The sequence below is a fragment of the Streptomyces sp. NPDC058653 genome (genome assembly GCF_042716895.1).
Taxonomy (GTDB): domain Bacteria; phylum Actinomycetota; class Actinomycetes; order Streptomycetales; family Streptomycetaceae; genus Streptomyces.
On record NZ_JBHXRM010000028.1, the window covers coordinates 51,379 to 68,465 of the forward strand.

Consider the following 17,087-nt stretch of genomic DNA (forward strand, 5'->3'; position numbering starts at 1 on the left):
GCCGACCCACCATCGTTGACGCACCACCGCTGACGCGACACCGCTGAAGCGACACCGTTGATGCACCACCGCCCCTCAGGGGGCAGGGCCGTCCAGCAAGGCCTTGCCCAGCTGGGTGCGGTGGTGCATCATCCGGTTCCCGTGCCGGTGCGAGGTCAGCAGACCGGCCTCACGGAGTACGGAGGCGTGGCGGCTCGCCGTCGAGGGAGCCATCCGCAGCGCCCCCGCCAGTCCCGTCGTCGTCATCGGCCGGTCGAGCAGTTCGAGCAGCCGGGCGCGTGAGGTGCCGATCAGCTGGGCCACCGGCGGTGTCGACTCGCCCAGCCGGGAGCGCACCAGCCAGCCGGGCGCCGGGGAGAGCGGGTGGACGAGCACCGGTGGAAGCTCGTCGTCGACCAGGGCCAGCGGCGTACCGACGCAGAAGAAGCCCGGCACCAGCGTCAGCATCTGCCCGGAGAGCTGGAGTTCGCGGCTGACCGGGTAGGGCGTGCGCAGAATCCCCTCCTCGCAGCGCCAGCCGGGCATCTCCTCGTAACTGGCCAGCAGCCCCTCCGCTCCCCCGCCGAGCGCGGCCTCGGCGCGACGGGAGCGGTCGGCCCCGGCCTGGGCCCGGATGGCGGGCAGATACGGCACGACCGCGACGGAGTAGTAGCGCCGCAGCGTCGACCCGAGCCAGCGCAGCGCCTCCGTGTCGCCCTCGGCGAGCCGCCGTACGGTGGTCGGGACCGGACCTCGTCTGCGCGCGTAGAGTCGTGCGAGATCCACGACCAGACGGCGGCGGGGAGTCGACAGCAGACGGTCCACACCGATGTCGAGGTCCAGTTCGCCTCGGCCGGGTGTGAGGAAGTCGGGGAAGTACTCCGCCGAGGGGCAGAGCAGCGTCAACTCCCGTACGGCCGAGGAGAGTCCGGCGCGTTCCAGGGCCGAGCGGACCTCGCGGCGCCAGGGCGCGAAGGCCGGCGGGACGTGCTGGTTCTGGAGCAGATGCAGGCTGAGCGCGGCCTCCCACAGGGCGTCGGCCCCGTCCGCCACCCGCAGCCGGTTGAGCTCGCCTCCACGGAGATCGACTCGCAGCACCTTGGACTCCCCCGGAAAGCCTGTGCGGTCAGGCCCGGATTCTAGCGGGGCGGGGTCGCCGGCGTGTGAGGCTGGAGTCATGACCGAATTCAGCGAGGCCGAGCGCCTGTATCTCTCCTCCCAGCGACTTGGCCGGCTGGCCACCGTCGATCCGAAGGGGCAGCCGCAGGCCAACCCGGTGGGGTTCTATCCGCAGGCGGACGGCACGATCCTGGTCGGCGGGTACGCGCTCGGCACCACGAAGAAGTGGCGGAACCTCCGGGCCAATCCCCTGGTGGCCCTGGTGGTCGACGACATCGTGAGCCTGAGGCCCTGGAAGGTGCGCGGCGTCGACATCCGGGGTGAGGCCGAACTGCTCACCGGGCCGCACGAGTTGGGCCCGCACTTCAGCGAGGAGCTGATCCGCATCCATCCGCGGAAGATTCACAGCTGGGGGCTGGACGACACCGTCTGACGAGGGCGCGCCCGCAGCACCCGCAGATGCTGTGCCGCGTACGAACGCCAGGGCCGCCACGCCGTCTGTCCTGGCTCGTCGTCCGGTGACACGTCCGGGTCGCCCAGGCCTCGCATCCGGATGAGCGCCGCCGTCCGGGCGGTCATTCCGGGCACGGTGAGCAGCGCCCGCTCGGCCTCGTCGCGGCTCGCGCCGGTGTCGAGCCGTACGGTGCCGCCGGCCAGCGCCCTGGCGAGCGGACCGGCCACCGGGTCGTCCACCAGGGCCCCGGGCGCGGGGAAGAGCCGGGTGAGCGTGCCGCAGGGCCGCTCGACCGGGTCCCCGTACGCCGCGACGAGCCGCCGCGCCTCGGTGGGACCCGCGTGGACGCGCAGCGCGTACTCCTCGGGGTCGGCGGTGCCCGGCGCCCGCAGTCCGGGGCGGGCCGCGACGAGGGGCGCGAGGAGGGGATCGGCGCCGAGGCGCTCGTCCACGGCGTACGGATCGGCGTCGAGGTCGAGGAGCCGGCGCAGCCGTTGGACGGCGGTGGTGAGGTCGCGCAGATCGGTGAGGTGGATCCGGGCCTCCAGCCAGCCGGAGCGGGCGCCTCGGCCCGGTGACGGGAGTGACTCGTCGACCGAGACGACTCCGGGGCCGTGCGGCAGGCGCAGCGTACGCCGGTAGGTGCGGGCTCCGGGCTCGCCGATGACCTCCTCGACGGTGGGGACGGCCTCGTCGGCGAGCAGGTCGAACATCTCGCGCGCCGCGTAGGCGCCACGGTAGGCGAGCCGTAGCGGGATGCCGGCGAGCGAGGGGGCGGCGGTGACTCGTCCCCCGGCGGCGCTCATGCCGTGGCCGGACTCGGCGCGCAGACCGCTCGGTGTACGGGCGTAGATCTGCCGGATCGTGTCGTTGAACTGGCGCACGCTGGCGAACCCTGCGGCGAAGGCGATCTCCGTGACCGGCAGGCCGGTGGTTTGGAGCAGTGTCCGGGCGGTGTGGGCGCGCTGCGCGCGGGCGAGGGCGACGGGCCCGGCGCCGAGTTCGGCGGTGAGCTGGCGCTGGACCTGCCGGGCGCTGTAGCCGAGCCGCCCGGCCAGTCCGGGCACGCCCTCGCGGTCCACGACGCCGTCGCCGATCATGCGCATGGCGCGGCCGACGACATCGGCGCGTACGTTCCACTCCGCCGATCCGGGCACGGCGTCGGGCCTGCACCGGCGGCAGGCGCGGAAGCCGCTGCCCTGGGCAGCGGCGGCCGTGGGGTAGAAGCGGACGTTCTCGCGCTTCGGGGTGACCGCCGGGCAACTGGGCCGGCAGTAGATGCCGGTGGTCTCGACGGCGAAGAAGAACGCGCCGTCGAAACGCGCGTCGCGGCTGGCCACCGCCTCGTACCTGGTCTCCTCGTCCATCACACCGTCCAGTGTGCGTCGCGCCGGGCGGCGGGACTCGCGGGATTCGGACACGAAGGTCGCGGCGAGGGAGCGGGCCGGAGGGCGGCCGGGGCCGAGCCGCCGGAAGGAGCCGCCGGGGCCGAGCCGGACCGCGCGGAGTGGTGGGGCCAGGGTGGGGCCGGAGTGGGGCCGGACCCCCGGTCGGAGGGGGGTCCGGCCTCGCTCCGGTCAGCGGGGACGTCTACCTGATGCGCCCGCGCTTGGCCTCCATGGCCGCGCGGCCCTCCGCGCCCTTGAGCCGCCACTCGCGCCGGATCTCGGCCCGCAGGCGGGCGTCGGTCTTGGCGACGATGCGCTGGTTCTCCCGCAGCAGCTTGTGGTAGCTCTCCAGCCGCCGCTCGGGGAGCGAACCGTCGGCCAGCGCCGCGAGCACGGCGCACCCGGGCTCGCTGCCGTGGGCGCAGTCGTGGAACCTGCACCCTTCGGCCAGTTCCTCGATCTCGGCGAACACCTGCCCCACGCCCTGCCCGGCGTCCCAGAGCCCGACACCCCGCAGACCGGGGGTGTCGATGAGGACGCCGCCGCCGGGCAGCACGAGGAGGTTGCGGGTGGTCGTGGTGTGCCGGCCCTTTCCGTCGACGTCACGGATGGCCTGCACCTCCATGACCTCCTCCCCGAGCAGGGCGTTGGCGAGGGTCGACTTCCCGGCGCCCGAGACACCGAGCAGCACGCTCGTCCCCCCGGAGACGAGGGCGGAGAGCACGTCGAGGCCCTCGCCCGTGGCCGCGCTGACGGCCAGGACCTGTACGCCGGGCGCGGTGGTCTCGACGTCCTCGACGAGATACGACAGCCCTGTCGGGTCCGGTACGAGGTCGGCCTTGGTGAGCACCACGAGCGGCTGCGCACCGCTCTCCCAGGCCAGGGCGAGGAAGCGCTCGATGCGCCCGAGGTCCAGATCGACGGAGAGGGGTACGGCGATGATCGCGTGTTCGACGTTGGCCGCGAGGATCTGGCCCTCGGAACGCTGCGACGAGGTGGAGCGTACGAAGGCGGTCCGGCGCGGCAGCAGCGTCCGCACGTACCGGGGATCACCGCCGGGGTCGACCGCGGCCCAGTCCCCGGTGCAGACGACCTTCAGCGGATCGCGCGGTACGACGAACTCGGTGTCGGCCCGGACGGTGCCGCCGGGAGTGACGACATCGCACTGGCCCCGGTCGACCCGCAGGACACGGCCGGGCAGCAGACCTTGCGCCGCGTACGGGGTGAACTCCGCCTCCCAGCCCTCGTCCCAGCCGTAGGGAGCGAGCGGATGCGCGGCGGAGGAAGCCTCGGAGGAGGCAGGAGAGAAAGACAAGGGGAACCCTTCACAAGGGTGGCCCCGGCAGCCGCGTCGGTCGGGCGCGGAGGATGAGGTAGGTCAGCCGGAGACCACGGAGGTGACATGAACGATCAGCTGATTGCGGGCAGGGCCCATCACAGAGACAGCCATCGGTACACACCTCCCGGGTTCGGACACACGGCCGACGGGGACCGGACCGGTCCCTCGGAACACACGGGAATTTAGCGGCTCGTCCACCGGGTCCGCCACCCCTTTTCACGGCTCCGCTCCTCCGGCCTCCGGGTCCGCCGGCCATGGTGGGGGCGCGGGCCATGGTGGGGGCGGCGGGCCGACCGGAAGGTCAGGTTCGGTGAAGTCGACCGGGATGCCCACGATCATCCGCAGACCCGGGTGGGCCAGCGGCGCCAGCGCCTCGACCGACAGATGGACCCGGCCGGCGAGGGGCAGGACCATCGGGCGCACCGTGCCGTAGGGGTGCAGGCTCATCTCCGCCCGTTCGTCGCCGTCCCAGATCCGGCGCACCTCGGCGGAGCGCCGGACCCGGCGCACGACGCGCTGGATACGGTCGTGCTCGACGTCCACGACGGCGCTGCGGCGCAGCTCGGCGACCATGTAGGGCGCCCAGTGGATCTCCCACTGCCGGCACTGCGCCCGCCCCTGGGAGTGCGGGGCGAGCAACTCCTCCATGACGTTGGCGCCCGGGCGCTGCATCCAGGGCCAGTGCCAGGCGGCGCGGCGGTTGTAGGCGAGGACGGTGTAGGTGTCGTCGCTCCAGTAGGCGCCGTGGCCGACGCGGTGCAGCAGTTCGAGCAGATCGTCGGGGACGTCCGGGTGTTCCGGGGCGACCGCGCCGGGAGGCCGGTGACCGGACCAGACGTACAGGGCGGACGCCTCCGCCGGGTTCAGGTCCAGAATCCGTACGCAGTCCTCGACCAGGTCCGTGCTGATCCGCCCCTCACCGTGTTCGAGGCGCCGGTAGTGCCGCTCGTCCACCCCGAGCAGTTCGGCCATGATCGACTGGGTGAGCCGTCCCCGGCGGTGCCGGTGCCGGGGCAGATCGTCCGTCCCGGGCACGTCCGCCAGATTCCGGCGCGCTCTCCAGGTACGCATGATCTTGGTCATGTCCGACTGAGGGGCCGGTTCCGCTCTCGCCATCTCGCCACCTCCGGGCCCCCGGCCACCTGCGATTCCGCTGCCGGCGCACCCCTTCCATCGTCCCTCTCCAAGGCGGTGGCGCGCGCCGGAGGACCGGACACGGCGGTGTCCGGTCACCGCCACACCCTTCCCCGGGCCGGCGCCAGGCGCTTCGGTGGGAGCTGGAGAGTTTCGTTTCCCAGGAGAGGATCATGGAGTTTCTGGCCCCTCAGCCCGCCGCCCCGGACCTGCCGCCCGCCAAGGACCTGCCGCCCGCCGGTGAACGGCACATCTGGTGCCTGCCGGACATCGGTCTCACCGGCGCGGCTCATGCCCGCCGCAGGGCCGCGGGTGTGCTCCACGGGTGGCGGCTGCCGCGCGCCACCGTCGACGACGCGATCCTCGTGGTCTGCGAGCTGGTGACCAACGCGCTCCGCCACGGTCGAAGTCCGGTGCACATCGCGCTCCACCGGGGGCTCCACCGGGGCCGCGGCGCCCTGACGATAAGTGTCAGCGACCACGGCCACATTCCCTATCCGTCGGGTCCGGAGCAGGATCTGGAGCACGTCGGGGAGGGCGGCCGGGGGCTGTCCATCGTCGCCGCGCTCGCCCAGGCGCACGGGTACGAGGGCGGGAACTCGACCACGTTCTGGGCCCGGCTGCACACCCACCCGGCGGACCGCGCGTAGTGGTCCGCCTCGGTGTGGGGACCACGTACCACCCGTGGTGTGATGGTCGTGTGGGCCGCGCCGTGGAAGAGACCAATCGCCGCATGCTGAGGGTGCGGGACGCGATGGACCGCGACTACGCGCAACCACTCGACGTCCCGGCCCTGGCACGGATCGCCCATGTGTCGCCGGCGCACTTCACCCGGACCTTCCGCGCCACGTTCGGCGAGACACCGCACCGCTATCTGCAACGCAGACGGGTGGAGCGCGCGATGTTCCTGCTGCGGGAGACGGACCGCGGTGTGACGGACATCTGCTTCGAGGTCGGCTTCTCCAGTCCGGCGACCTTCAGCCGGACCTTCCGCGACATCGTCGGCCGGCCGCCGAGGACGTACCGCAAGGAGGTGGCGGCGGCCACCCGGCACGTACCGACGTGCTTCACGAGGGCCTGGACGCGGCCGAGCGGCGCCCCCTCTCCGGACTGAGCAGTTCTGGACAAGTTTTCGGCGGGCTCCGGCCGTAGCGTGGCGACCATGTTCAACGCACTCACGCACTCACAGATCTACGTCCTCGACCAGGACGAGGCACTCGACTTCTACGTCGGCACCCTCGGGCTCGAGGTCAACACCGATGTCGACCTGGGCTTCATGCGCTGGCTGACCGTCAACGTACCCGGCCACCCCGACCGCCAGATCCTGCTGGAGCGGCCGGGCCCGCCGGCGATGTCCGACGAGACCGCCCAGCAGGTCCGTGAACTGGTGACCAAGGGAGCCACCGGCGGCTCCCTGATCTTCAGCACGGACGACTGCCGCGGGACGTACGAGACGCTGAAGGGCCGCGGCGTCGAGTTCACCGACGAGCCCACCGAGCGGCCGTACGGCATCGACTGCGGGCTCCGCGACCCGTTCGGCAACAACATCCGCTTCACCCAGCCGAAGTCGTAGCCGCCGTCCCGGAGCGTCCGGAGAGCCCGGCCGCTGATGGCCGGCCACCTCACGACGATCGTCCGACCCCGCCGTCGGACCCGCCGTCGGCCCCGCCGTCGGACCGGGAGACGGGATCGGGCGCGGGCGCCGCCGGACGGGACTAGTCAGGTCCCGTCCGGCGGCGCCCGGCCGTGCGGCCCCGGCGGGCACCGGGAGCGGGGCGGGGTCGCGGGGCGGTTCGGGGCGGCGGCAGGATGGGCGTATGACTGGCAGCGACGCATCCACCCCGCCCCCGGCCGCCGGGGCGGCCCCGGCCCCCTTCACCGCCGACGACTACCGCGCCCGGATGGAGCGCGCCGTTCGCGACGCCTCGGCCGCCGGGCTGGCCGGCGTCCTCGTGGCACCGGGCCCCGACATGGTCTGGCTCACCGGCTACCGGCCGCCCGCCGACACCGAGCGCCTCACCCTGCTCGTCCTCACACCGGACACCGGCCCCGTGCTGGTGGTGCCCAAGCTGGAGGCGCCCGACGCGGCGAAGGCCGTCGGCGCGCCCGCGCTGACCCTGCGGGACTGGACCGACGGCGTCGACCCGTACGGGGTGACCGCGCCGGCGCTGGCCCCCACCGGCCGCTACGGCATCAGCGACAACACCTGGGCCCTGCATCTCATCGGCCTCCAGGAAGCCCTGCCCGGCACGTCCTACGCGCCGTTGACGAACGCGCTTCCGATGCTGCGCGCGGTCAAGGACGCGCGGGAGGTGGAGCGGCTCGCGGCGGCGGGCGCGGCGGCCGACTCGGCGTACGAGGAGATCAAGAAGGTGCCGTTCGCGGGCCGCCGGGAGACCGAGGTCGCCGCGGATCTCGCCGGTCTGCTGCGCGGGTCCGGCCACTCCCAGGTCGACTTCACCGTGGTCGGCTCCGGCCCGAACGGCGCCAACCCGCACCACGAGGCGGGTGAACGGGTCATCGGGAACGGCGACATGGTCGTGCTCGACTTCGGCGGGCTGTGCCAGGGTTACGGCTCCGACACCTCGCGCACCGTGCATGTCGGCGAGCCCACCGACGAGGAGCGGCGCGTGCACGACGTGGTGCGTGCGGCGCAGCAGGCCGCCTGCGAGGCGGTGCGGCCCGGTATCGCCTGCCAGGAGGTGGACCGGGTGGCGCGCGCGGTGATCACGGAGGCCGGGTACGGCGAGTACTTCATCCACCGCACCGGCCACGGCATCGGTGTCACCACCCATGAGCCGCCGTACATGGTCGAGGGCGAGGAGCTGCCGCTCGTCCCCGGCATGTGCTTCTCGGTGGAGCCCGGCGTCTATCTGCCGGGCCGCTTCGGGGTCCGGATCGAGGACATCGTGACGGTCACCGAGGCGGGGGGCCGCCGGCTCAACACGACGGAGCGGGAGCTGGCGATCGTCGGTTAGAGCCTCGCCCCCGGCGAGCGCGCGGGGGCACTTGGAACCGCCGTTGCGGTCCCAAGTGCCCCCGCCCGTTCAGCAGTTCGGTACGCCGGGCAGCCAGGACTCCACCACGTCGATGAAGATGTTGGAGATGTAGCCGCCGAAGGCGGGCAGATAGGCCCAGCCGTCGTTGGTGATGCCGTCCACGGTGATCCGCTGGCCGTGGACCTGGCACTTGACGTTGACCGTCGTGGGACCGGCCAGCCGCGCCACCTCGGGCGACGCGGTGGTCGCCTGCTGTCGGATACGGACGTCCGTGCCCCAGGTCGGGAAGGACTTGCCCGTCTGGTCGCCGGTCCACAGGTAGGTGACGGTCACCCAGCCGTTGTCGTTCAGGCCGACGTTGTAGAAGGTGCCGTCGGCGAGGTCGATACCGGCGGGGTTGAGAACGACACGGCCGGAGCCGTCCCGGCCGCCGTTGTAGCCGTTCTCGTAGGCGGCCTGCGCCTCGGGCTTGCCCTGGGGCAGGTCCTTGAACATCTCCCGGGTCGGGGAGGGGTTCCAGTAGTCGTCCTTGGTGTTCCAGGGACCCACGTCCCACACCGGCGCGGTCTCGCAGCGGGCGGGCCCGCAGACCTGCACGGAGTACTGGCCGCTGCCGTTGGGCGAGAGGCCACGGCGCGAGGGCAGTGCGACGAAGTGGTCGTTGGGCTGGATGACATGGCCGTTGGCGGTCGTACGGCCGACGAGACCCTCGCGGGTGGCGAAGACCCGGGCGGTGACGGCGGTCGCGCCCGCCGCGGTCCTGGGCGCGGCGCCCTTCTCGGCGGAGAGCCGCAGGCTCCGTACGGCCGCGTCGCCCTTCTCGTCCCAGAGGGTGATCCGGGCCTGGACGGTGGTGACCGCGCGGGGCAGGACGGCGGGTCCGCCGTCGGCCGGTGTCCACTCGGTCCAGGTGCCCTGGGCGGAGCGGCCGCGTACGTCGACGGCGACCTCCGCGCCGGCGGGTGTGTCGGCGACGAGTTCGGCGCTGACCCGGTTGACCGGGGTGTCGAGTTCCTCGGCGGCGAGCACCTGGGTGCCGTAGCCTTGACCGGCCTCCGCCGACGCCGGCCGGAAGGCGGTGCTCCGGACGCTCAACGCACCGTCGGTGTAGCGGACGTTGACGTCGTCGGAGGTGATGCGGGTCAGATCCGCCGACCAGGAGGTCGGTGAGGATGCTACGCGCGTTGATTTCTGGCCGTCGGCCGCTCCGGCCGGTGGTGTGGCGACAGCGACGCCTACGCAGGCGAGCAGGGAGAGGGCCACGGTGATCCGACGCCGGTACGTGGGTCTCGCTCGGTCCTTCATGCCGGTCTCCTCGGTGTGGGGGATGGAACCCGGCACACGCTAGTGAGGGTGTCATGTAACCGACAAGGGCCGATGAGGGAGAGATCTCCCCTCTCGGGCGTAACAGTGCTGACAGATCGTCAAATAGCGTGGGTATCAGGCGACATGGGCGACGGCGTGGCCGTCGGCCAGGGTGTGGTGGGTCAGCGCCGCGTGCGGGTCGGCCCCGTCGGCGGTGGCGGCGGGGTCGGCGTGCACCAGGGCGGCGGTCAGCCCGGGCACGGCGTGCAGCAGCGCGTGCTCGGCCGCGACGGCGACGTCGTGCGCCTGACGTACGGTCAGCTCGCCGTCCACCACGACGGCCACCTCCGCACGCAGCCGGTGCCCGATCCAGCGCAGCCGGAGCTCGCCCACCGCCCGTACGCCGGGGACGGCACGCAGCGCCCGCTCGGCGTCGTCCACGAGCGCGGGATCGACGGCGTCCATGATCCGGCGGAACACCTCGCGGGCGGCGTCGCGCAGGACGAGGAGGATTGCGGCGGTGATGAGCAGCCCGACGATCGGGTCGGCGAGCGGCCAGCCGATCGCGGCGCCGCCCGCGCCGAGCAGGACGGCGAGCGAGGTGAAGCCGTCGGTACGGGCGTGCAGCCCGTCGGCGACCAGGGCGGCCGAGCCGATCTCGCGGCCGACGCGGATGCGGTAGCGGGCGACCCACTCGTTCCCGGCGAAGCCGACGACGGCCGCGGCGGCGACGGCCGGCAGATAGCTGATCCGCTGCGGATCGAACAGCCGGTCGACGGCGGTCCACGCGGCGAGGACGGCGGAGGCTGCGATGGTCAGCACGATGACGATGCCCGCGAGGTCCTCGGCCCGCCCGTACCCGTAGGTGAACCTGCGGGTGGCGGCCCGCCGACCGAGCACGAAGGCGACGGCGAGGGGCAGCGCGGTGAGGGCGTCGGCGGCGTTGTGGACGGTGTCACCGAGCAGCGCCACGGATCCGGACAGAACGACGACGACCACCTGCGCGAGAGCCGTGCCCCCGAGCACGACGAGCGAGACCCAGAGCGCACGCATGCCTTTCGCGGACGATTCGAGGGCGGAGTCGATCTTGTCGACGGTTTCATGGGAGTGCGGCGCAAGAACATGCCCAACCCGCCACCACCACCGCACGACCCGCGGGCCGTCGGGCTTCCCGTGAGGGTGCGTGTGCCCGTGGTGAGGGTGCGCGTGGCCAGCGGGGGCGTGCCCATGGCTGTGGGTGTGGCCGAGACCCTCGCCCTCGTACGGGTCATCGTGTCCGTGCGGAGCGTTCATCGCTGGGGCCTTCCGACGCGGGGGCGGTGGACCGACTTCCAGGGGCGGCGGGGTGAGGGGTGGACAGCCGCGTACCCCGTTCGCCATTATGTGCATATGAACGCACGCATGCAACTATCACCTGCGCACGATGCGCACCCGCCCATCCCCGGCGAGGAGCAGTTCACGCTTGCCGCCGAGGTCTTCGCCGTGCTCGCCGACCGCACGCGGCTGGTCCTGCTGCACGGGCTGGCCGGCGGCGAGGCGGACGTGACGACGCTGACCGAGATGTGCGGCGCGGCCCGCCCCGCCGTGAGCCAGCACCTCGCCAAGCTGCGGCTCGCCGGTCTGGTGGTCACCCGCAAGGAGGGCCGCCGGGTCGTCTACAGCCTCCGGGACGGCCATCTGCGGCGCGTGATCGACGAGGCGCTCAGTCTGGCCGACCACCAGCTGGACGGCCGCCCCTCCCACGACTGAGGCCCTGGCCTGCCCCTTCGCCGATCGGCACCGTCGGGTACGACCTCCGTCTGGCCGAACTGTTCGAATCCCGTCGCCCGGGCCCGCCCCCTCGGCGAGAACCCGGGAGCACCCCGGGAGCCCCCGAAAAGTCACCGGAGAGGCACCCCCGAGGGGAGGCGGACACCGGCGTGTCGCCATACGCTCGACCACATGAGCATCGACCGGCGCGTGCTGCTTCGTGGCATGGGCTGGGCCGCCGCAGCGGGGGCGGGCCTCACCCTGGCCGCCGACGCCGCCGGCAGAGCCGGCGAGGACGGGTCCGCCCCTCCCTCGCGCCCGCAGGCACGCCCCGAGCAGGCGCTCCGTTGGGGCAGCACAGCACCCGCCGTCGAGCCCCGGACGTTCTGGCAGACGAAGCCCCCGCCCCACCGGAAGCCGGAGCGTACGGCCAACGCGGTCAAGGCCGTGTTCATCCACCACACCATCGGCCCCAACGACTACACGCGCCCCGAGGTCCCCCATCTCATCCGTACCTTCGCCGTCGACCACGTCGACAACCGGCAGTGGGACGACATCGGCTACAACTTCCTCGTCGACAGGGGCGGCGTCATCTACGAGGGCCGCGCGGGCGGCATCGAGAACCCCGTCGTCGGCGCGCACACCCTGGGGTTCAACGTCGGCACGGTCGGCATCGCCGCCATAGGCGACTTCAGCGACGGCGAGACCGTGCCCGAGGCCATGGTCGAGTCGCTCGCCCAGCTCATCGCGTGGAAGCTCGGCCTGTACGGGGTGGACCCGCGCGGCACGACGACGCTGGTGTCCACCAACGACGGCAGCCGGTACAAGAAGGGCACCCGCCAGATCTTCCGTACGGTCTCGGGCCACCGTGACGGCTACTCCACGCGCTGCCCCGGCGGCGCCCTCTACGGGGCGCTCCCCCGGATACGCGAACGCGCCGCCCGTCTACAGGGCCGCCCCGAGACGTAGAGGGCATAGAAGACGTAGAAAAGGAGACAGCGGAGTCGGTCAGAGCGCGCGGTGCATGATGTGGAGCCCCACATAGCCCTGCACCGGATGGCGGAAGCCCTCCGGGAGCGTGCCCAGCACCGTGAAGCCGAGTGACTCGTAGAGCTTCACGGCGTGCGTGTTCGTCTCCACCACCGCGTTGAACTGCATCGCGCGGAAACCCGCCGAACGCGCCCACTCCAGGCTGTACTCGCAGAGCGCCCGGCCCACGCCCCGGCCGGTGTGGGCCGCGTCGACCATGTAACTGGCGCTCGCGATGTGCGAGCCGGGGCCCATGTGGTTGTTGTTCATCTTGGCGGTGCCGAGGACCGTGCCCGCCTCGTCGACGGCGACGACCGTACGGTTCGGCGGGGCGAGCAGCCACCACTCGCTCGCCACCTGCTCACCGAGGTCCGTCGGATACGTGAACGTGTCGCCCGCGGCCACGATCCGGTGGAAGAACGGCCAGATGGCGGCCCAGTCCTCGCGGGTGGCTTCCCTGATCAGCATGGGGCCAGCATGCCGGGGGGACGGCCGGGGCCGCCAGCGCTTTCCCGCCGCGCCGACCCACCCGCGGCGCCGACCTACCCGCCCCGCCGACCTACCCGCCCCGCCGACCCGCCCGCCCCGTCGCGCCGCCGTATGCCGACCCGACCCGCCGTATGCCGACGACGACGGCGGGTACACGCGAGAGCATGGTTGAGAAGACGACTGTCCTCGTTCTGGACTGTGCCGAACCCATGGAACTGGCCGAGTTCTACGCCGGTCTGCTCGACGCGGAGATCCGCCCGTGGGGCGACCCCGACTATGTGGAGGTCGTCGGCAACAACGGCGTCCATCTGGCGATCCACCGCGATCACGGCTACGCGCCCCCGAGCTGGCCCCGCCCCGACGACTCCCAGCAGGCCCATCTGCGCATCCTGGTGAAGCGGGGTGAGATGGACGAGGCCGAGCGCGAGGCGGTCGGGCTCGGCGCCAGGCCGGTGGAGGCGAAGAACAACAGCGGCCCGCGCGACGTACGCACGTACTCCGATCCGGCCGGGCACTCCTTCACGCTCGCCGTCTCGCCCGAGCCCGCGCGACAGCCCGATCCCGTCGGCGGCGGTGCCAACACCGAGAACATCTCCGGCCTCCGGGGTGACGTATAACGGGACCGAACTGTCCCTCGCCGCACCACATCCGCGGCGCACGTCGAAGGTGGTTGTCGGATGAGGCTCACGGTCCTCGGCGGCGGGGGCTTCCGGCTCCCCCTGGTGTACGGCGCGCTGCTCGGCGACCATGCCGAGGGCCGGGTCACCGATGTCGTCCTGCACGACGTGGACACCGCCCGGCTCTCCGCGATCGCCCGGGTGCTCGCCGACCAGGCGGCGGGCGTGCCGGACGCGCCGCGGGTCACCGTCACCACCGATCTGGACGAGGCGGTCCGGGGCACCGACTTCGTCTTCTCGGCGATCAGGGTCGGCGGTCTCGAAGGCCGCGCGGCCGACGAGCGCGTGGCGCTCGCCGAGGGGGTGCTCGGTCAGGAGACCGTCGGGGCCGGAGGCATCGCGTACGGGCTGCGCACCGTGCCCGTCGCCGTCGAGATCGCGCGCCGGGTCGCGCGGCTGGCGCCGGACGCCTGGGTCATCAACTTCACCAACCCCGCCGGGCTGGTCACCGAGGCGATGGCGCGCCATCTCGGCGAGCGCGTGATCGGGATCTGCGACTCCCCCGTGGGACTCGGCCGCCGCGTCGCGCGCGTCCTCGGCGGCGATCCGGGCACCGCCTTCATCGACTACGTCGGCCTCAACCATCTCGGCTGGCTGCGGGGTCTGCGTATCGACGGCCGCGACCAACTCCCGCGCCTGCTCGCCGATCCGGGACTGCTGGGCTCGATCGAGGAGGGCAGGCTGTTCGGCGCCGACTGGCTCCGCTCCCTCGGCTCGATCCCCAACGAGTATCTGCACTACTACTACTTCAACCGCGAGACGGTACGCGCCTACCGGGAGGCCGAGCGCACACGTGGCGCGTTCCTCCGGGACCAACAGGCCCGTTTCTACGAGGAGATGGAGCGGCCCGGCGCACCCGCGCTGGAGTCCTGGGACCGTACCCGCGCCGAACGTGAGGCCACCTACATGGCGCACAACCGCGAAGCGGCCGGCGCCGGTGAACGCGCCCCCGAGGACCTGGAGTCGGGCGGGTACGAGAGGGTCGCGCTCGCCCTGATGCGGGCCATCGCCCACGACAGCCGCTCGACGCTCATCCTCAACGTCCCCAACGGCAGCACCCTTTCGGTGCTGGACCCCGAGGCCGTCGTCGAGGTCCCCTGCCTCGTGGACGCGAACGGCGCCCACCCGCTCTCGGCGGCACCGCTGCCGTATCACGCCACCGCTCTGGTCTGTGCGGTGAAGGCGGTCGAGCGCGAGGTGCTGGCGGCGGCGGAGAACGGCTCGCGTACGGCGGCGGTGAAGGCGTTCGCGCTGCATCCGCTCGTCGACTCGGTGACCGTGGCCCGGCGGCTGCTGGACGGCTATGTGGGCGCGCACCCCGGCCTGGCGTATCTGCGCTGACGGACATCCCTAGAATCCGGCGATCAGCACCGCGCCCGACACCGTCGCGAAGACCAGGACCGTGATCCGCAGCTTCGCCGCGTCCACGCGGTGGTGTACGAGACGGCTGAGCCGTACGCCGAGCGCGAGGGCGGGCAGGAGCAGCAGCGCGGGCCACGCCTGGCCGGGGCTGCCCTGCCCGGTGGCGAACAGCAGCCCCAGAGAGGCGACCTCGCCCACAAGGAAGCAGACGGCGACCGTCGAGCGCAGCTCCGCCGGCGGCCGGTGCTGGTAGACCAGCGCGAGCGGCGGGCCGCCGACGCCGGTCGCCGTCTCGGTGAGAGCCGTGACGGCGCCGGCACCGATGTACGCGGCCCGGCCCGGGGTGAACGCGGGTGCCAGCAGGCTCACCAGCGCGGCCAGCACGGTCGCGGCGCCGACGACCACGCCCAGGTGGCGTTCGGGGACCGCCCACAGCAGAGCCAGTCCCCCGGGCGTGGCCGCGAGGCGCGCCGCCGAGATCCAGCGGGCGCCGCGTACGTCGAGGTCGGCGCGCTCCCGCCAAGCCACGTACAGATTCAGCGGGATCATCGAGGCCAGCAGGAAGACGGGCAGCAGACCGGGGTCCACCATGCCGACGACCGGGGCGACGATGAGGGCGAAGCCGAGCCCGCTCGTCCCCTGGACGAACGCGGCGAGCGCGACCACGGCGGCGAGGAGTGCGAACACCCCGCCGCCGAGGCCCTGGCCCAGCGCGCCGGTCACGACGTTCCCCGGCTCCCTGTGCGGCCCGTTCCCCTCCCCATCGTCATCAGGTGACGCCCCCTCACCTGCCGTGGAGCAGCACGGGTACCCTCTGCCAGCCGAGCGCCACGAAGGACGGCACCTGCTCCAACTGGTCGGCTGAGACAGCCAGTCGGATGTCCGGGAAGCGGTCGAAGAGCGCCGGCAGGGCGGTGAGGGCCTCCATCCGGGCGAGCGGCGCGCCGACGCAGCGGTGGACGCCGATACCGAACGACAGGTGTTCGTCCGCGCCCCGGTGGATGTCGAACTCGGCGGCGTCGGGCCCGTACTGGGCGGGGTCGTTGCCCGCGGCGGCGAACGTGGTCACGATGGCGTCGCCCGCCCGGATGGTGACACCGTCGATCGTGATGTCGGAGACGGCGTAGCGCAGCGGGAGGCTGGCGATCGAGGGGTGCACACGCAGGACCTCCTCTATGACGGCCTCCCAGCCGACTTCACCGGCGCGGACGGCGGCGAGCTGGTCGGGGTGGTTCAGGAGGGTGACGATCGCGTTGCCGATGAGGTTGACCGTGGTCTCGAACCCAGCGCCGATGACGAGCAGGAAGGTGTAGAAGAGTTCGTCGTCGGTGAGCCGGCCGCCTTCCTCGTCGCGTACCCGGATCAGCTCCGTGGCCATGTCGTTGCCCGGGTTCTCGCTCTTGTACGCGATGAGCGCCGGGAGCACCGCGCCGATCTGCTCCTGCACGGCCGCGGCTCGTTCGGGGGACGGGTCGGAGGTGTCGAATATGTCGTCCATCATCCGCACGGCGGCCTCGCGCAGGTGCTCGGGTACCCCGAACAGTTCGCAGATCAGCCGCATGGGCAGCGGTTGGGCGTAGCGGGCCTTCACATCGACCGGCTCGCCCGGGGCCGCCGCGGCGGCGGCGTCGAGACCGGCGAGGAGGTCGGCGGTTATCTCCTCGACCTGTGCCCGCATCGCCTCGGTGCGCTTGTGGGTGAAGCTCGGCGAGACGAGCTTGCGCAGACGGGTGTGGTCGGGGCCGTAGGTGTTGAGCATGTTCACCACGTCGACCCAGCCGAGTATCCAGCTCCACTCGGGCCTCGCCTTGGCCTCGTCGAAGAGCGACCAGTGCAGCCGGGGGTCCTTGCTGACGCGCGGGTCCAGCATGAGGGCGCGCAGGGACGCGAAGCCGGTGGGGGCCCAGGCGGGGATGCCGCCGGGCAGGTCGACGGGGACCACGGAGCCCAGTTCGCGCAGTCGGGCGGTCTCGGCGGGGATGTCCGCGCCGAAGGGATCGATGGCCACGCGGGTGATCTCGGTCGTCATGCTCGGTCTCCTGACTTCTCGGGGTGGGTCACGGA

General features: G+C 72.5%; 18 protein-coding genes. 9 read left to right on the forward strand and 9 right to left on the reverse strand.

Annotated elements, in window-relative coordinates; genetic code table 11:
- Positions 1 to 75: 75 nt before the first annotated feature.
- Positions 76 to 1,077 (reverse strand): ArsR/SmtB family transcription factor, encoded by a 1,002-nt coding sequence (locus ACFWU9_RS23180; protein WP_384321334.1) that lies wholly within the window; start codon positions 1,075 to 1,077, stop codon positions 76 to 78.
- A 79-nt stretch (positions 1,078 to 1,156) separates the two neighbouring features.
- On the opposite strand from ACFWU9_RS23180, the gene ACFWU9_RS23185 reads away from it, so the two are divergent.
- Positions 1,157 to 1,531 (forward strand): PPOX class F420-dependent oxidoreductase, encoded by a 375-nt coding sequence (locus tag ACFWU9_RS23185; protein WP_384321336.1) that lies wholly within the window; start codon positions 1,157 to 1,159, stop codon positions 1,529 to 1,531.
- Here ACFWU9_RS23185 and ACFWU9_RS23190 read toward each other — a convergent pair.
- The 3 genes from ACFWU9_RS23190 to ACFWU9_RS23200 form a co-directional block, all read right to left on the reverse strand.
- A complete protein-coding gene (locus ACFWU9_RS23190; RefSeq protein WP_384321338.1) occupies positions 1,501 to 2,919 on the reverse strand; it encodes a DNA-3-methyladenine glycosylase 2 family protein in 1,419 nt (472 codons plus the stop codon). The genes ACFWU9_RS23185 and ACFWU9_RS23190 overlap by 31 nt on opposite strands.
- A 223-nt stretch (positions 2,920 to 3,142) precedes the next feature.
- Complete coding sequence (gene rsgA / locus ACFWU9_RS23195; RefSeq protein ID WP_384321340.1) at positions 3,143 to 4,255, reverse strand: ribosome small subunit-dependent GTPase A; 1,113 nt, start codon at positions 4,253 to 4,255, stop codon at positions 3,143 to 3,145.
- Positions 4,256 to 4,495: 240 nt separating this feature from the next.
- Positions 4,496 to 5,350, reverse strand: coding sequence for a helix-turn-helix domain-containing protein (locus ACFWU9_RS23200; RefSeq protein WP_384321342.1), 855 nt, complete (start codon positions 5,348 to 5,350; stop codon positions 4,496 to 4,498).
- 236 nt (positions 5,351 to 5,586) lie between these two features.
- Between ACFWU9_RS23200 and ACFWU9_RS23205 the strand changes: the two genes are divergently transcribed.
- From ACFWU9_RS23205 to ACFWU9_RS23220, 4 genes are all read left to right on the forward strand, one after another.
- Positions 5,587 to 6,063 (forward strand): ATP-binding protein, encoded by a 477-nt coding sequence (locus ACFWU9_RS23205; RefSeq protein WP_384321344.1) that lies wholly within the window; start codon positions 5,587 to 5,589, stop codon positions 6,061 to 6,063.
- Between the two features lie 50 nt (positions 6,064 to 6,113).
- A complete protein-coding gene (locus tag ACFWU9_RS23210) occupies positions 6,114 to 6,527 on the forward strand; it encodes a helix-turn-helix domain-containing protein (protein WP_384321346.1) in 414 nt (137 codons plus the stop codon).
- A 48-nt stretch (positions 6,528 to 6,575) separates the two neighbouring features.
- Entirely contained in the window at positions 6,576 to 6,986 is a 411-nt protein-coding gene (locus ACFWU9_RS23215; protein WP_384321348.1) for a VOC family protein, read from the forward strand.
- A gap of 244 nt (positions 6,987 to 7,230) precedes the next feature.
- Positions 7,231 to 8,391: an aminopeptidase P family protein gene (locus tag ACFWU9_RS23220; protein WP_384321350.1), complete on the forward strand. Its 1,161-nt coding sequence runs from the start codon at positions 7,231 to 7,233 to the stop codon at positions 8,389 to 8,391.
- Positions 8,392 to 8,460: 69 nt separating this feature from the next.
- Here ACFWU9_RS23220 and ACFWU9_RS23225 read toward each other — a convergent pair whose 3' ends face one another.
- Complete coding sequence (locus tag ACFWU9_RS23225) at positions 8,461 to 9,717, reverse strand: hypothetical protein (protein ID WP_384321352.1); 1,257 nt, start codon at positions 9,715 to 9,717, stop codon at positions 8,461 to 8,463.
- 135 nt (positions 9,718 to 9,852) lie between these two features.
- A complete protein-coding gene (locus ACFWU9_RS23230; protein WP_384321354.1) occupies positions 9,853 to 11,010 on the reverse strand; it encodes a cation diffusion facilitator family transporter in 1,158 nt (385 codons plus the stop codon).
- A gap of 96 nt (positions 11,011 to 11,106) precedes the next feature.
- On the opposite strand from ACFWU9_RS23230, the gene ACFWU9_RS23235 reads away from it, so the two are divergent.
- Both ACFWU9_RS23235 and ACFWU9_RS23240 read left to right on the forward strand, forming a co-directional pair.
- The gene (locus ACFWU9_RS23235) at positions 11,107 to 11,466 is read left to right on the forward strand and encodes a metalloregulator ArsR/SmtB family transcription factor (protein ID WP_189106655.1); all 360 of its coding nucleotides are present in this window, start codon (positions 11,107 to 11,109) and stop codon (positions 11,464 to 11,466) included.
- A gap of 192 nt (positions 11,467 to 11,658) precedes the next feature.
- Positions 11,659 to 12,435, forward strand: coding sequence for a peptidoglycan recognition protein (locus tag ACFWU9_RS23240; RefSeq protein WP_384321356.1), 777 nt, complete (start codon positions 11,659 to 11,661; stop codon positions 12,433 to 12,435).
- Positions 12,436 to 12,474: 39 nt separating this feature from the next.
- Here the strand turns inward: ACFWU9_RS23240 and ACFWU9_RS23245 are convergent, their stop codons facing one another.
- Positions 12,475 to 12,963: a GNAT family N-acetyltransferase gene (locus ACFWU9_RS23245; protein ID WP_384321357.1), complete on the reverse strand. Its 489-nt coding sequence runs from the start codon at positions 12,961 to 12,963 to the stop codon at positions 12,475 to 12,477.
- Between the two features lie 185 nt (positions 12,964 to 13,148).
- Here ACFWU9_RS23245 and ACFWU9_RS23250 point away from each other — a divergent pair, with 185 nt between their 5' ends.
- Complete coding sequence (locus ACFWU9_RS23250; RefSeq protein WP_384321359.1) at positions 13,149 to 13,601, forward strand: VOC family protein; 453 nt, start codon at positions 13,149 to 13,151, stop codon at positions 13,599 to 13,601.
- Between the two features lie 60 nt (positions 13,602 to 13,661).
- The gene (locus tag ACFWU9_RS23255) at positions 13,662 to 15,002 is read left to right on the forward strand and encodes a 6-phospho-beta-glucosidase (RefSeq protein WP_384321361.1); all 1,341 of its coding nucleotides are present in this window, start codon (positions 13,662 to 13,664) and stop codon (positions 15,000 to 15,002) included.
- A 9-nt stretch (positions 15,003 to 15,011) separates the two neighbouring features.
- Here ACFWU9_RS23255 and ACFWU9_RS23260 read toward each other — a convergent pair whose 3' ends face one another.
- Both ACFWU9_RS23260 and ACFWU9_RS23265 read right to left on the reverse strand, forming a co-directional pair.
- Positions 15,012 to 15,746 carry a sulfite exporter TauE/SafE family protein gene (locus tag ACFWU9_RS23260; RefSeq protein ID WP_384321363.1) on the reverse strand — a complete coding sequence of 245 codons (735 nt, stop codon included), beginning with the start codon at positions 15,744 to 15,746 and terminating at the stop codon, positions 15,012 to 15,014.
- A gap of 61 nt (positions 15,747 to 15,807) precedes the next feature.
- Entirely contained in the window at positions 15,808 to 17,052 is a 1,245-nt protein-coding gene (locus tag ACFWU9_RS23265) for a cytochrome P450 (protein ID WP_384321365.1), read from the reverse strand.
- Positions 17,053 to 17,087: the final 35 nt, after the last annotated feature.

Coding starts and splice junctions, on each gene's coding strand:
- ACFWU9_RS23255 (WP_384321361.1), top strand. CDS start 13,662: ATGAGGCTCACGGTCCTCGGCGGCGGGGGCTTCCGGCTCCCCCTGGTG.
- ACFWU9_RS23230 (WP_384321354.1), bottom strand. CDS start 11,010: ATGAACGCTCCGCACGGACACGATGACCCGTACGAGGGCGAGGGTCTC.
- ACFWU9_RS23245 (WP_384321357.1), bottom strand. CDS start 12,963: ATGCTGATCAGGGAAGCCACCCGCGAGGACTGGGCCGCCATCTGGCCG.
- ACFWU9_RS23250 (WP_384321359.1), top strand. CDS start 13,149: ATGGTTGAGAAGACGACTGTCCTCGTTCTGGACTGTGCCGAACCCATG.
- ACFWU9_RS23235 (WP_189106655.1), top strand. CDS start 11,107: ATGAACGCACGCATGCAACTATCACCTGCGCACGATGCGCACCCGCCC.
- ACFWU9_RS23265 (WP_384321365.1), bottom strand. CDS start 17,052: ATGACGACCGAGATCACCCGCGTGGCCATCGATCCCTTCGGCGCGGAC.
- ACFWU9_RS23220 (WP_384321350.1), top strand. CDS start 7,231: ATGACTGGCAGCGACGCATCCACCCCGCCCCCGGCCGCCGGGGCGGCC.
- ACFWU9_RS23185 (WP_384321336.1), top strand. CDS start 1,157: ATGACCGAATTCAGCGAGGCCGAGCGCCTGTATCTCTCCTCCCAGCGA.
- ACFWU9_RS23205 (WP_384321344.1), top strand. CDS start 5,587: ATGGAGTTTCTGGCCCCTCAGCCCGCCGCCCCGGACCTGCCGCCCGCC.
- ACFWU9_RS23225 (WP_384321352.1), bottom strand. CDS start 9,717: ATGAAGGACCGAGCGAGACCCACGTACCGGCGTCGGATCACCGTGGCC.
- ACFWU9_RS23240 (WP_384321356.1), top strand. CDS start 11,659: ATGAGCATCGACCGGCGCGTGCTGCTTCGTGGCATGGGCTGGGCCGCC.
- ACFWU9_RS23215 (WP_384321348.1), top strand. CDS start 6,576: ATGTTCAACGCACTCACGCACTCACAGATCTACGTCCTCGACCAGGAC.
- ACFWU9_RS23190 (WP_384321338.1), bottom strand. CDS start 2,919: ATGGACGAGGAGACCAGGTACGAGGCGGTGGCCAGCCGCGACGCGCGT.
- ACFWU9_RS23200 (WP_384321342.1), bottom strand. CDS start 5,350: ATGCGTACCTGGAGAGCGCGCCGGAATCTGGCGGACGTGCCCGGGACG.